Consider the following 13274-nt stretch of genomic DNA (forward strand, 5'->3'; position numbering starts at 1 on the left):
GAATACAAAGAATTGAAACTTCCAAGAAGCAATAAAAAAGTAATGATTCTTTTCATTTTTTCTAAGAATTGGTTTAATTAGTATTTAAGCAGGTTTAGGTGGTTATTTCGGCGACAAAAATAGATATAAAAATTAGAAGCATTGTTAACAATAAGTTTCGAGTTTGTAATATTCTAAAAATTTTTCCATCCCTGTGCGTCGAGAGGCATAGCCGATTCACTTCCTTTTAACATCAGATAATTCTCAGCATTCTGCTCGGTTGTATGCCCAATGACCGTGAAGTTTGGATTGCCCTTTATTTTATCATAATCACCTTGAGAAATCGTAAACAATAATTCATAATCTTCGCCGCCATTTAAAGCGCATGTAATTGGATTAATGCCAAATTCTTCTGCCGTTTTAATGACCATAGGGTCCAAGGGGATTTTTTCTTCATAAACTTTAAAACCATATCCGCTTTGTTTGGACAAATGGAGGATTTCCGACGAAAGTCCGTCCGAAACATCAATCATAGAAGTCGGTTTGATTTCCAATTCTTTCAATAATTCCACAATATTTTTACCGGCTTCCGGTTTCAATTGTCGTCCTACCAGATATTCATATTCGGCCAGATCGGGCTGAACATTCGGATTGACTTTAAAAACTTCATTTTCTCTTTCCAAAACCTGTAAACCCAAATAAGCTGCACCTAAATCTCCGCTTACCACTAACAAATCATTTTCATGGGCACCGTCGCGATAGGTTATATCTTCTTTTTTTGCAGAGCCAATGGCCGTCACGCTGATGATCAGTCCGCTTGTTGAAGAAGTTGTGTCACCACCTATTAAATCTACTTTATAATTTTTGCAGGCAATTTGAATTCCCGCATACAATTCCTCCAGAGCTTCCACAGGAAATCGACTTGAAACCGCAATCGAAACGAGCACCTGAGTCGGAGTGGCATTCATCGCATAAATATCACTTAGATTCACAATTACCGATTTATAGCCCAAATGTTTCAAAGGCACATAAGCCAGATTGAAATGAACACCTTCGATAAGCATATCAGTCGAAACCACTGTTTCCCTCTCACCAAAATTCAAAACGGCTGAATCATCACCGACGGCTTTTTGAGTGCTTTCATTCTGAATTTCAAAAGATTTTGTCAGGTGTTTAATCAGTCCGAATTCACCGATTTCTTCAAGTGGCGTTAGTTGTGGTTGTTTATCGTCAAGCATTTTTTAAAGTATTTGGGTCAATATTCTGCGGATGAACGGGCAGATTTTTCATATCTGAATAACTCAGAATTCTGCATTTTTCCTGATTTACATTTGTCATAATTTTTTCGTGCATTTCAGCCGGAGGCGGCATTTTTTTTCGTTCGGTCATTGAAAACCAAACCCCAAAAACGCGGGAATAAGCCAAATGTGTTCCTGTTTTTTTGTCGTATAAATTATGTTCGAATTCAAAGATTTCTCCGTTTTCCGAATTTCCGCTTACCGTAACGGAAATCATCACTTCCTGGCCTTCATGCGCTTCACGGAAAAATGAAAATTCTTCCCGCAAAACAGCCGGACCGATTTTATATTTCGCCAGATCTGAAAGTTTAATTCCGCATTCGCGTAAAAATGCGATTCGGGCAAAACTTGTGAAATTCATATAAGACGAATTAGCCAAATGCATATTGGCATCCAAATCTGACCATCGAACAATGGTTTCGGCAAAAAACGTTTTCATTCAAATTTGTTTTGGCAAAGATAAGAACAGAAAATAGAAAAGCCGCTCATCTGGAGGCGGCTTTGTATCGTTATTTTTGAAATTTAAGGTAATTTTTGGTAGGTCATGATGATGTCTTGTGTGATGGTATATCCGCCGGGTTGACCGTCAGAGGCCGTAAATCCTTCCGGAATGGTAAAGGCCAAAACGTCCCCATTTAAGGTGGCATTGATGTTTTGGGTATCAATCGTCAATACAACCGTATTTTGGGTCTGCGCCCATACAAAGGTGGTTTCTTCCATTTCAGGTATACATTCGGTGATATAAGTGTCGCCATTTACGATAACGTTCGCATAGGAATTCGAAGTGGAAATACCTGTAAAATCTGCATTAAATGCCATTAATTCATTTTGGTAACAATTGGTTTCAGCCATCAAGTCCGTACTCGCTGTTCCATCTCCATTAAAATCAAATGCTTCCTGCAGTGTAATAGAAGTCAATTTCCAATTTCCCGGTATTTCAACTTCTTCGCCCGGCGTTGTTCCATCATGGTAGCTGTCGTCTTCCCAAGGATCACAGGAATAAATCCCAAATGATACCGTAAAAACCAACAAACTCAATGCTATTTTTTTCATGTGTATTAATTATTTCGGATAAAATTAAGGCTTTTTAAAAAATATCAAAATTTTAATCGGATGATTAACAGTTTAACGGAAGAGGTCTGCAATTATTTCACTTTCAAAGCCTTTTTGCAAAAGATAATTCCTGATTTTGGCTTTTTTCTTAAAACTTTCCCGTTCAGATTTTAAATTGTTTTTTTTCTTTTCAAATAAATTCTGAAGGGTTTTCAGATAATCATCCTCATCGATTTCAAGAAGCGCAGATTCAATCAGTCTGGAAGAGATTTTCCGTTTTTTTAATTCTATCCTGATTTTAATTCTACCCCAGTTTTTCTGATTGAACTTCCCACGAACAAAACTTCGGACAAAACGTTCTTCGTTCAAAAAATTATGTTGAATCAGATAAATCAAAATTTCCTCATGTGCTTCGGGGATGAGTTCAAATTCCCGCATTTTGTTTTCTACTTCCCAATGACAACGATCCTGGTAAGCACAATATTTGGCCAGTTTATCACGGATTTCATTAACAGTGAAACTTTGGCTGCCGGTATTATTTTCCTTCTTTTTTATACCCAATTTTGGTTCTATCTTTTTGTTGACTTGATTGTTTTTCTTTTTCAATCAGAAAATTTATCGCCTGGTAAATATCCTTAAAATTTTTATCGTATCGGGATTCCAGTTCTTTTAATTTATCCGATAATTCTTTGTAATTCAATACAAATTCTTTCAATGAAATGAATGCTTCTACAATGGCGATATTTGTTTGAATAGCTTTTTTACTTCGTAAAACGCTGGCAAGCATCGTCACGCCATGTTCGGTGAAAGCAAAAGGTGTAGTGGAAATATTTCTTTTGCTTTGATCTGATGCGGTCGCAATTTGCGACCGCATAACTTCCCATTCTGTTTTTGTTAGACGAAACATGAACCTTTCAGGAAACCTTTCAATATTACGCTTCACGGCTTCATTTAACCTTTTTGTTTCTACTTCGTATAGCTCAGCTAAATCGAAATCCAGCATGACACTTAGCCCGCGAACTTCATAGATTTTGTTTTGAATTGTGGTGAGTTGCATAGATTTAAGTTTAGGAAAGTAAATTTAAAGAATTTGGTCAAAACCTTTACATAGTTTTCGGCGGTGTGGATATAACTTTAGCAAGGTTAAGAATTTTTACTCCCTATAATAAACCCTTTTAACCCTGGAAGATATCGAAGTCAAAACTTCGTAAGGAATCGTGCCCATTTGTTCGGCAACCTCTGAGATGCTCGGATTTTCCCCAAAAATAATGACTTCATCACCTTCTTTGCAAGGGCAATCCGTGACATCTAACATCAGCATATCCATACAAACCGTCCCGACGATGGGGACCAGTTTTCCGTGAATGGAAACTTTCCCTACGCCATTGCCCAAAGACCGACGAATGCCATCGGCATATCCGACCGGAAGCGTCGCAATCCGGGTTTTTCTTTCCGCTTTGAACCTTCGGCCGTAACTTACCGTTTCGCCTGTTTGAATTTCCGAAATCCGTGAAATCACAGTTTTGAAAGTCACCACATTTTTCAGCTGTTTCCGGGAATCTTCATCGTCTGAAATTCCGTACATCCCGATTCCAAGCCGAACAGCATCATATTGATTTTCAGGAAAATGAATAATCCCCGGCGAATTCAAAGCATGTTTGACCGGCTTTATGTTCAATTCTACTGAGATTTTGTCATAGATTTCGTCAAAGATTCTTAATTGTTCTTTGGCGAAGGTTTTTTCTTCCGGCACATCTGCCGTGGCCAAGTGCGTAAAAATAGATTTTACAACCACCGATTTTTCGGAACTTAATTTTTGAATCAATTCATCAATTTGTTCGGCACGAAAACCCAATCGGTTCATTCCGGAATCAATTTTCAGATGAATTGGATAAGCTTCTGTAATCGATTTTTCCTTTAAAGTTTGAAGAAATAAATCCAAAACCCGAAGACTGTAAATTTCAGGTTCAAGTTTGAAATCAATAATGGACGAATAACTGCTTTGCTCGGGGTTCATCACCATAATCGGCAAGGTAATTCCGGCTTTGCGAAGCTCAACTCCTTCATCGGCATAGGCAGCACCTAAATAATCAATTTTTTGATACTCAAGCGTTTGGGCGATTTCAAAACTTCCGGTTCCGTAGGAATTCGCTTTGATCATCGCCATGATTTTGGTTTCCGGACGAAGTTTACTTTTGAAAAAATTCACATTGTCAATCAAGGCTTTCAGATTGATTTCCAATACTGTATCATGTGATTTTTTCTCCAGAAATGCAGAGATTTTCTCTAGTTGGAAAGGTCTTGCGCCTTTGAGCAAAATAGCTTCGTTGTGCACATTTTGAACGCTCAGTTCTTTCAGAAATTCGTCGGTGTTTTCAAAAGTTCGGGCAGGCGTTTGGAAGAGGTTTTTGTATTTCGGAATGAATTCTCCAATCAAAACCAAATCATCGATCTGATGAGAATTCACCAAATCTGCTACTTTTTGATACAATTCACCTTTGTCCAGACTGCTTTGAAGCACATCGGTCAGCACCAGACTTTTGCGTGGAAAGGCTTGTTGTGCCAATACGTCCAAGGCTACTTTTACCGAATGTAAATCCGAATTGAAACTATCATTGATCACAACACTCTCACGAATCGCTTCCTTGATTTCCAAACGCATTTCTATGGGTAAAAGTTGGGAAGTCAAAGCTAAATAGTCCGATAAATCCAGTTCCAGCGCAAGAATTACTGTCAAAACCGTCAAAATGTTTTCGATCGAAGCTTCGTCTTGAAATGGAATTTGAAATGAATGATTTTGGGAATTGAATTGTACCTGAATTTTTGTTCCTTTTGAAACTTCTTGAGTGGAAATGATTTGAATCGTACTGCCGGATTTTTTACCGAAACTAAAGAATTTCTTATCGGGATAAACTTCTTTTAGAGTTTTTTCAACCAATTCATTATCAGAATTATAAATGATTATTTCTGCATTTTGAAATAATTTGATTTTCTCTCTTATGATTTTTTCTTTCGAACTGAAATTCTCCAAATGCGCCGAGCTTATATGGGTGAGCACACCGATTTTCGGTTGGATAATTTCTTCCAAAACCTCCATTTCGCCGGGTTTGGAAATTCCGGCTTCAAAAATTCCGAGTGAATTTTCAGACTTCATCTGCAAAACCGAAAGCGGAACACCAATCTGGGAATTATAGCTTTTCGGACTTCGCACGATTGAGAAGTCTTTCCACAAAAGTTGATTCAACCATTCTTTGACAATGGTTTTTCCGTTGCTTCCGGTAATTCCGATGACGGGTAAATTGAAGTTTTTACGATGAGATTTCGCCCATTCCTGTAATGCTTTCAGAGGCGAAGGAACCTTTAGATAAACCGCATCTTCAAAGATTTCTTCGGTTTGGGCAACCACAAAAATCCGAATGCCTTTTTTATAAGCTTCCGATGTATATTTATTGTCGCCAAATGCAAAAAACACAGCATGATTGGGCTGGTAAATCGTCCGGGAGTCGAAATAGATTTCTTCAATCTTTCCGGTGGGATTTCCGGTTATTTCAGCCGAAATAATTTCTGCTAATTCTTTTGTTTCGTAGGCTTTCAAATTATTAAATCGATTTAATTTCCTTTGTGAACTTTTGTGTCAAACTTTGCGAACTTTGTGGTAAATAGATTTTTTGAATTTAACCACTAGGTACACAAAGAAATTCACAATGGCACACAAAGACTGAATATGTTTAACTATTATTCTCCTTTTTCCGTTCTTCCCAAAAAGCCGTCCGACTCAGTGGTTCATATTCCTCTTTTTCACCCAGCTCCACTAATTTATCACTTTGGATTTTCCGATGGGAATAATGCGCCAAATTCCCTGTTTTCACACAAATTGCATGGACTTTTGTGACGTATTCGGCGGTAGCCATCAGATAAGGCATCGAACCAAAGGGCCGTCCTTTGAAATCCATATCGAGCCCGGCAATGATGACACGTTTTCCTGCATTTGCCAGCTGATTGGCGACTTCCACAATTCCTTCATCAAAAAATTGGGCTTCATCAATCCCTACGACTTCGCATTCATTGGCCAAAATCAGAATATTATAAGCCGATTCCACGGGTGTTGCAATCAATGAATTTTGATTGTGTGAAACCACTTCTTCTTCATCGTATCGCGTATCCACAGCGGGTTTGAAGATTTCAACTTTTTGTTTGGCAAATTTCGCACGGTTGATCCGACGAATCAGTTCTTCGGTTTTGCCGGAAAACATCGATCCGCAGATGACTTCAATCCATCCGCTTTGTCGGGTATGGTTTATGGTGTTTTCTAAAAACATGGGAAAACAAAGTTAATTGTTTTATTCAGAAGTTTTGTGAAGGATTTTAACCGAAAATTATTTAAAAACCTCATTCAAAACCTTTGCAAGACGCAATCCGCCTTTGAGCAATTGCTCTTCCAAAGTGGAAACGTACTGATAATTATATGGAAACCAAAGTTTGTCACCCGCTTTGGTGTTGGCATAAATATCTTCTGCTTTTTGATAAGAGTCATACAACCAATCGTTTAGGTTTCCTGCGGTTAAAGTTTTATTGAATTTCTTATTGTGAAAGTCCAGCACTTCGGCATATTCCGTATAGCTGTATTGTTGAAAATCAACGAGTTTACTATCCCAAAGCGAATGGATATTGGTTTTGCTTCGGAACCATTCGACCTCAATTTTATTTCCACCTAAATCTTCTTCACGTCCGATGTGCAACGGCTGATGTGCATCGCCAATCAGGTGAATCAGGAAGTAAAGATTTTCCTGTTTTTTCTCAAGCGATAAATTTTTATGATTTTTTAATTCTTCTATAATAATCAAAATGCGTTTGTAGAGATTTTCCTCGGACGAATTTTCCAAAGTTTGGTCAAATTCAGTTCGATTTAAACCACCGGGAAAGTTGAGATAATGCCAAGAATCGGCCATTTTCCAGTCGGGATTTGATTTGATGAAATCCGGCCAGTTCGCCCAATAAGCCAAAGGTTGTTTCCCGATGATTTTTTTGATTTCCCGTTTGGCTTTGCAGTTTAAATGAGCTTCGGCAATTTCAGCCACGACCCTATGTCCGGTTGTGCCCCACGCAAATGAATAAACAGAAGTGAGCAAAAGCCCCAAAACCAATAGGTTATTTAAAATTCTCATATTTCTAAAATCTGTTGCAATCTATGAATTGTGTTGAAAATATGGAATTAAAACAGCTTAAAATTAATTCGAAAGAACATTTGGCACAGAATTAGAAAATTAAACCCTAAAATGGAATTATGAAAAAATTAATCAGAATTTTCTATGTGTTTTTGGGTCTTTTGTTTATTACAGCTTGTGCACCCAAACGTCCTCCGCACCCCAAACCTCCGCACAAGGTTTTAAAGGCAGAAAAAAAGAAAAAACTGCCACCCGGACAAGTGAAAAAAATCCGCGGTTCAAAATCGGCGAAGCCTTATGCACCGGGACAGATGAAAAAGCAGAAGCACAAAAAGCCGCCAAGATCAGGCAGGTAATAGCTTAAGCGCCCAAAATCTTCTTCAAAATCATTTTGGTAATTAAGTAAGTCGGTTTGACCCCTGTTAACCCCAATCCTCCAGAAGCGAGTGTACTGCCGGTTTCCAACGGATTATCCGAAGCATAATAAGCGTACATAACTTTCACGTCTGGTGTAATGTGGTTCCGGATTTTGGAAGCAATCTGAATCGCTTTCTGATAATGTCCGCCTTCCATTTCCAATCCGATTGCCTTCCAGGAAGAATCTTTGAAATATTCCAAAACGTCTTTGTTTTGAAGGGAAGTACCCAATACCGTGATCATAGGCCCAGCAAAAACCCCCAATCGGTGACCTTTGAAATCTTCCGGCGTCAGTTCGTTTTCAAATACGTAATTGTCGGTCGGCCCTTCAATAATATGAGAATTCGGCACCATGATGTCGCCTTTTTTACCGCATAGAATTCCGGCTTTCCCCATGATGGAAACCGATTTGAAGTTCATCATGGTAGAAGAAGTTTTGGTTTTATAAGGTTTTAAAAGTTCGTCCATTACCTCAAAAGCTTGTTCTCCAAAGGCATAATCCATCACGATCAACACATCTTCCGGTGATTTCTCCAAAGAAGAAAAGGCAGTATTTTTTAAATTAACTTTCTTTAAATCAATGATTTGAACGTCAATATTTGTTCCTGAAGAATCCGGAATGAAAATCAATCCGTTTTTATGGGAATAATTTTGAGCTAATTCTCTGAGTGCTTTGTTTTTTGCTGAAGACAGATCTTTATAAACATCAAATTCATTATTGGATTTGAAATCTTTTTCCAAAGCATCAAAAGCGTAAAGCATATTGGAAACACTGTGCATATTGGCACTTATGATGTGCAAAGGACGATTCATCAAATCGTTGTCACTCAATACTTTTTTGATGGTATTGGCCCATTTTTCTCCTACGATGTGATGTCCGATTCTTTCCCTCAAAATAGGTGAAAACGTAATTTCACGTCGTTTAAATCCGGTAAAATCCTGTTGAGAAGTTTGACCCATCCAGTAAATAATCCGGAAAAATCGTTCTTTGTCAGATTCAGTACTGAAAAATTTATAAGCGATCACCGTTTCGTTATAGGTTCGTCCCAAAATCGTGGAAAGATGCATCAAAGCGACATCGCGGTCTTTGGTTGAAAGTTTTATGGAAGGATCGCTAAGCGCAATTTCTTCAATTTTTTGCCATACACGACTTATTTTCTGCGTTTGCTTGTTATAAGCTTTCGCACGGATTTTGTCAGACTCGTTGTATAAAAAAGTCAGATGGGTCAGCGTATCATAAATTTCGGAACGGCCTCGGGTTACTTCAATGTTCATCTGGTCATCGTCGACACGGTAACAAATTCTTCTTCTTTTCGGCGGAATAATTGGTTTGAATTTGGTGAAATCCACACCTTCATTGGAAGTAAAATGAATATAAGGTGTTTCGGTAATTCCGTCGGGAAGGCGATCCAGTACATAGAAAAGCCCGTTTAATTCGACTTTTTCAGGATCGGCCATGGAACCGTAAATTTCAGGATTTAATTGTAATAATAATTCCTGAATCATTTGCCCGGACTGCCCGGTCGGGCGATAAGTTCCGCGGTGGAACATATGTCGCATGGTAATGTAAAGTCGGTCAATCGCTGTAGTAGAGAGTCTTGCTCGTGTAATATTTTGAATCATATATTTAAAGTTAAGTTAATGAATTACAGAAAGTTTAAAACCATCTGCGTTTCTTTTTGCGCTCTTTGTATTCCTGATCGATTTTCAAAAGTTCATCGTACCATTCCTGTCCAAATTTCCGAATGAGCGCCTCTTTAAGGAAATGGACAACGTTGACTTTCAGCTCTTTGCCGAGCGCGCAGGCATCGGAACAGATATCCCAGGCATGGTAGTTAACGGCTGTGAATTTTTTGTATTCTTTCAGCCGAATGGGATACAAATGACAGGAAATCGGTTTTTTGTAGTCCACAACACCGTCTTCCCATGCTTTTTCAATACCACATTTGGTAATACCTTTTTCGTCAAAAATAACGTAGGCACATTCGTTCCCATCCACGAGTGGTGTAACCCATTCTCCATCGGAATCACGTACATATTTGCCAGATTTTTCAATTGCAGCGATTCCTTCAGGGCGTAAATAAGGTTTGATGTCTTCGTAAATATCATCGAGAACACTAAGTTCGTCATCGTTGAGTGGAGCACCCGCATCGCCTTCCACACAACAAATTCCCTTACATTTACTCAGGTTGCATACAAATTCTTCGGAAAGGATATCTTCAGAAATCAGAGTGTCGCCAATCTGAAACATAAAATTTCTTTTTTATTGACGCACAAATATAAGCCGTTTATTTTTGTTTTGTAAATTTGTAATTCCTTTTCAACTGAAACTAATCCAAAAACCTAAGGATTTAACAAGATTGAGTTGAAAATATGCAGAAAGAATTTCAAAGTTTTATTGGAGAAGAATGGAAAGATGTGGACTTAAAGTGTCCGTATGTAAAAGATTATCGGTTGGAAATATCCAACCTGGGACGTGTGAGGTCAGTTACACCAAAGGGTTTGAATCTTTTAAAAGGTAGCGACACAAATGGTTATCGTACAATCAGGCTGAAAATGTTCAAACCACGTCCTGATGAAGATCAAATAATTCTTGATGATTATTTAAAACAAATCAGGGCATTTAAAAAAGAAGTTAAAAGGCTCGAAAAAGAAGGCCCGGTTTCTGAATTTAATTCTTCGCAAAGGGAATTGGAAAAATTAATCAAGGAAAAAGATAAATTCCTCAAGAAAGAAACCAAAGCCAGAACCATTTATTATCAGGCGCTTATACATCGATTAGTAGCGGAATATTTCTTGCCGGAAACGGATACGGAAGGCAAACTTGTAGCACATCTGGACTTTAATAAATACAATAATAAGCCTTCCAATCTGAAATGGATGACGATGGAAGAAAATATCGCGCATCAACAAAACAGTCCCTATGTGATTTCGGATTATAAAAAACGAAAAGACCGTTTTTTCCCTTCGGAAAACAATTCAAAACTTACCGAAACCAAGGTGATGTACCTGAAGAAACTTTTGAACGAAGGCAAGCCGATGAAACAACTCGTGCGAATGTTCAAAGTCACCGAAACCCAAATCCTGCGAATCAAACGCGGCGAAAACTGGGGAAGGGTAAAAGCAGCAAAATAATGTTTCATCACTGCGGTTTTCTTACTTTTGCAGTAAATGAAATCTTTGCTCGACCATATCCATTCCCCAAAAGAACTTCGCCAACTGAAAAGAAGTGATTTGACTCAAGTTTCCGCTGAGTTGAGGGAATTTATTCTCGAAACTCTTTCTGTCAAGCCCGGGCATTTGGGCGCGGGACTCGGGGTGGTAGAGCTGACCGTTGCGTTACATTATTTTTATGATACGCCCCAAGATTTGCTCATCTGGGATGTGGGACATCAATGCTATCCACACAAAATTCTAACCGGACGAAAGGATGATTTCGATTCACTTCGTCAACTCAACGGTATCGCTGGATTTCCGGCAAGGGACGAAAGCGAATTTGACACATTCGGAACGGGACATTCCTCGACTTCCGTTTCGGCCATAACCGGAATGGCAATTGCCGATCAGTTGTTGGGAAAATCCAATAAACACATCGCTATAATCGGGGATGCGTCGATTGTTTCCGGAATGGCACTCGAGGGTCTGAACCATTTGGGAAGTACGGATTTGGATGTTTTGATTATTCTGAATGATAATTCCATCGGGATTGACCCATCGGTTGGTGCTTTGAAAGAACATTTCTTCCATTTGGAAAATGGTGGCCAACATTCGGTTTTTGAAGATTTTGGATTTCATTACAAAGGCGTAATTGACGGACATAATTTTGAAGAATTATTTTCGGCTTTTGAAGAATTGGGGACCATTAAAAAACCAAAAATTCTTCACATCAAAACCGTGAAAGGAAAAGGATACGCCAATGCGGAAGCCGATCAGGTTAAATGGCATTCGCCCGGATTGTTTAACAAGGAAACCGGCGAAATTTCTAAAACTTCCCAAAATAAAATTTCATACCAACAGGTTTTTGGCGAAACAATTTCCGAATTGATGCGTCAGAATGAAAAGATTATCGCGATCACACCGGCCATGCTGACCGGAAGTAATTTGGTGAAAGCCCGACTTGAATTCCCAAACCGTGTTTTGGATGTAGGAATTGCGGAACAACATTCGGTTACGCTCGCAGCTGGAATGGCCGCCCAAGGAGTCAAACCTTATCTGGCGATTTATTCGACGTTTTTACAACGCGCTTACGATCAGGTTATTCACGATGTTGCTTTGCAGAATTTACCCGTTGTTTTTTGTATTGATCGGGCAGGAATTGTTGGAACGGACGGTGCAACGCATCACGGATATTTCGATATTTCCTTTTTGCGAAGCATTCCCAATATGATCGTTTCCGCTCCGATGGATGAAACCGATTTCCAAAACCTGCTTTATACGGCTCAGTTTTCCGAAAGCCCTATGAGCATTCGTTTTCCGAAAGGAAATACGGAGGTAGAATCTTTGAATTCCAATTTCCAAAGAATCGAAATTGGAAAAGCAGAAGAAATAAAATCGGGAACGGATGTAGCGATTTTGACTTTTGGAACGATTGGAACCCGAATTCAAAAGATTTTAAATGAATTGAATTCTGATAAAATTGGTCATTATAAATTTATTTTCTGCAAACCGTTGGATGAGGGTTTATTGGATGAAATATTTACGAAATATAAAACCATAATCACTTTTGAAGACGGAATTTTAAACGGCGGATTTGGCGATGCGGTTTTGGAATATGCATCAGAAAAGGCATTCAAAGGAAAAATCATCCGAAAAGGCTATCCGGATGAATTCATTCCGCACGGTTCGGTAGAAGAACTGGAAAAACAAATTGGTTTGGATGAGGAGTCGATTTTGGAGGTATTGCTTAAATTGATTTGATCATTTGTAAATCGAATTTCAATTTTTTCCATTCACAAATTATTGAAGTAACTTTGTAAAAACACAAAAAAATGGCACTTACAGAACAACAATTGAATGAAATCGGTGAAAGACTGGTTGAAAAATTCAAATCCATATACGACCCGGAAATCCCGGTAGATATTTACGAATTAGGACTGATTTACGATGCTTTTGCTAATGCAAATGGAAAGGTAAAAGTACTGATGACCCTTACTTCTCCCAACTGTCCGGTGGCGGAAAGTTTACCCAATGAAGTAAAAGAAAAGGTGGAACAGATAGAGGGAGTGGAAGAAGCAGAAATTGAACTGACTTTTGATCCGCCTTGGGATCGTGATATGATGAGCGAAGAAGCGAAATTCGAATTGGGTATGTTGTAAAAAAAAAAACGTATTTTCCCGAAAATTAAAAACTATGAATCCATTTG

14 protein-coding genes are annotated in these 13274 nt (G+C 38.6%); 4 read left to right on the forward strand and 10 right to left on the reverse strand.

The window, feature by feature from the left end; translation table 11 throughout:
• Positions 1-173 precede the first annotated feature (173 nt).
• The 8 genes from thiL to WBF63_RS09040 form a co-directional block, all read right to left on the reverse strand.
• Positions 174-1217 (reverse strand): thiamine-phosphate kinase, encoded by a 1044-nt coding sequence (gene thiL / locus WBF63_RS09005; protein WP_424369381.1) that lies wholly within the window; start codon positions 1215-1217, stop codon positions 174-176.
• Positions 1210-1716, reverse strand: a complete 507-nt coding sequence (locus WBF63_RS09010) for an acyl-CoA thioesterase (protein WP_424369382.1) — start codon at positions 1714-1716, stop codon at positions 1210-1212. Before WBF63_RS09010 ends, thiL begins: the two co-directional genes overlap by 8 nt.
• A gap of 83 nt (positions 1717-1799) precedes the next feature.
• Complete coding sequence (locus WBF63_RS09015; protein WP_424369383.1) at positions 1800-2330, reverse strand: DUF5004 domain-containing protein; 531 nt, start codon at positions 2328-2330, stop codon at positions 1800-1802.
• Between the two features lie 72 nt (positions 2331-2402).
• A complete protein-coding gene (locus tag WBF63_RS09020) occupies positions 2403-2885 on the reverse strand; it encodes a regulatory protein RecX (RefSeq protein WP_424369667.1) in 483 nt (160 codons plus the stop codon).
• Positions 2866-3387, reverse strand: coding sequence for an ORF6N domain-containing protein (locus WBF63_RS09025; protein WP_424369384.1), 522 nt, complete (start codon positions 3385-3387; stop codon positions 2866-2868). The genes WBF63_RS09020 and WBF63_RS09025 overlap by 20 nt, the downstream gene beginning before the upstream one ends.
• A 96-nt stretch (positions 3388-3483) precedes the next feature.
• Positions 3484-5925 (reverse strand): bifunctional UDP-N-acetylmuramoyl-tripeptide:D-alanyl-D-alanine ligase/alanine racemase, encoded by a 2442-nt coding sequence (locus tag WBF63_RS09030; RefSeq protein WP_424369385.1) that lies wholly within the window; start codon positions 5923-5925, stop codon positions 3484-3486.
• A gap of 133 nt (positions 5926-6058) precedes the next feature.
• Entirely contained in the window at positions 6059-6649 is a 591-nt protein-coding gene (locus WBF63_RS09035; RefSeq protein WP_424369386.1) for a thymidine kinase, read from the reverse strand.
• A 57-nt stretch (positions 6650-6706) separates the two neighbouring features.
• On the reverse strand, positions 6707-7495 hold the full coding sequence (locus tag WBF63_RS09040; protein WP_424369387.1) for a S1/P1 nuclease: 789 nt from the start codon (positions 7493-7495) through the stop codon (positions 6707-6709).
• A gap of 119 nt (positions 7496-7614) precedes the next feature.
• Here WBF63_RS09040 and WBF63_RS09045 point away from each other — a divergent pair, with 119 nt between their 5' ends.
• The gene (locus tag WBF63_RS09045) at positions 7615-7851 is read left to right on the forward strand and encodes a hypothetical protein (RefSeq protein ID WP_424369388.1); all 237 of its coding nucleotides are present in this window, start codon (positions 7615-7617) and stop codon (positions 7849-7851) included.
• Positions 7852-7855: 4 nt separating this feature from the next.
• On the opposite strand, the gene WBF63_RS09050 is transcribed toward WBF63_RS09045, so the two are convergent.
• Together WBF63_RS09050 and WBF63_RS09055 are read right to left on the reverse strand one after the other, a co-directional pair.
• On the reverse strand, positions 7856-9535 hold the full coding sequence (locus WBF63_RS09050; protein WP_424369389.1) for a DUF6909 family protein: 1680 nt from the start codon (positions 9533-9535) through the stop codon (positions 7856-7858).
• Between the two features lie 34 nt (positions 9536-9569).
• Positions 9570-10163: a DUF3109 family protein gene (locus tag WBF63_RS09055; protein WP_424369390.1), complete on the reverse strand. Its 594-nt coding sequence runs from the start codon at positions 10161-10163 to the stop codon at positions 9570-9572.
• Between the two features lie 122 nt (positions 10164-10285).
• Between WBF63_RS09055 and WBF63_RS09060 the strand changes: the two genes are divergently transcribed.
• From WBF63_RS09060 to WBF63_RS09070, 3 genes are all read left to right on the forward strand, one after another.
• Positions 10286-11047 carry an HNH endonuclease gene (locus WBF63_RS09060; RefSeq protein WP_424369391.1) on the forward strand — a complete coding sequence of 254 codons (762 nt, stop codon included), beginning with the start codon at positions 10286-10288 and terminating at the stop codon, positions 11045-11047.
• 36 nt (positions 11048-11083) lie between these two features.
• Positions 11084-12829 (forward strand): 1-deoxy-D-xylulose-5-phosphate synthase, encoded by a 1746-nt coding sequence (locus tag WBF63_RS09065; protein WP_424369392.1) that lies wholly within the window; start codon positions 11084-11086, stop codon positions 12827-12829.
• 71 nt (positions 12830-12900) lie between these two features.
• A complete protein-coding gene (locus WBF63_RS09070; RefSeq protein ID WP_424369393.1) occupies positions 12901-13227 on the forward strand; it encodes a DUF59 domain-containing protein in 327 nt (108 codons plus the stop codon).
• Positions 13228-13274 lie beyond the last annotated feature (47 nt).

Source organism: Moheibacter sp. (assembly GCF_049672845.1).
In the GTDB taxonomy this organism is placed as follows: domain Bacteria; phylum Bacteroidota; class Bacteroidia; order Flavobacteriales; family Weeksellaceae; genus Moheibacter.

Bases quoted from the DNA above. Each gene is read 5' to 3' on its own strand.
- thiL (WP_424369381.1), bottom strand. From the start codon at position 1,217: ATGCTTGACGATAAACAACCACAACTAACGCCACTTGAAGAAATCGGT.
- WBF63_RS09010 (WP_424369382.1), bottom strand. From the start codon at position 1,716: ATGAAAACGTTTTTTGCCGAAACCATTGTTCGATGGTCAGATTTGGAT.
- WBF63_RS09015 (WP_424369383.1), bottom strand. From the start codon at position 2,330: ATGAAAAAAATAGCATTGAGTTTGTTGGTTTTTACGGTATCATTTGGG.
- WBF63_RS09025 (WP_424369384.1), bottom strand. From the start codon at position 3,387: ATGCAACTCACCACAATTCAAAACAAAATCTATGAAGTTCGCGGGCTA.
- WBF63_RS09035 (WP_424369386.1), bottom strand. From the start codon at position 6,649: ATGTTTTTAGAAAACACCATAAACCATACCCGACAAAGCGGATGGATT.
- WBF63_RS09040 (WP_424369387.1), bottom strand. From the start codon at position 7,495: ATGAGAATTTTAAATAACCTATTGGTTTTGGGGCTTTTGCTCACTTCT.
- WBF63_RS09045 (WP_424369388.1), top strand. From the start codon at position 7,615: ATGAAAAAATTAATCAGAATTTTCTATGTGTTTTTGGGTCTTTTGTTT.
- WBF63_RS09050 (WP_424369389.1), bottom strand. From the start codon at position 9,535: ATGATTCAAAATATTACACGAGCAAGACTCTCTACTACAGCGATTGAC.
- WBF63_RS09055 (WP_424369390.1), bottom strand. From the start codon at position 10,163: ATGTTTCAGATTGGCGACACTCTGATTTCTGAAGATATCCTTTCCGAA.
- WBF63_RS09060 (WP_424369391.1), top strand. From the start codon at position 10,286: ATGCAGAAAGAATTTCAAAGTTTTATTGGAGAAGAATGGAAAGATGTG.
- WBF63_RS09065 (WP_424369392.1), top strand. From the start codon at position 11,084: ATGAAATCTTTGCTCGACCATATCCATTCCCCAAAAGAACTTCGCCAA.
- WBF63_RS09070 (WP_424369393.1), top strand. From the start codon at position 12,901: ATGGCACTTACAGAACAACAATTGAATGAAATCGGTGAAAGACTGGTT.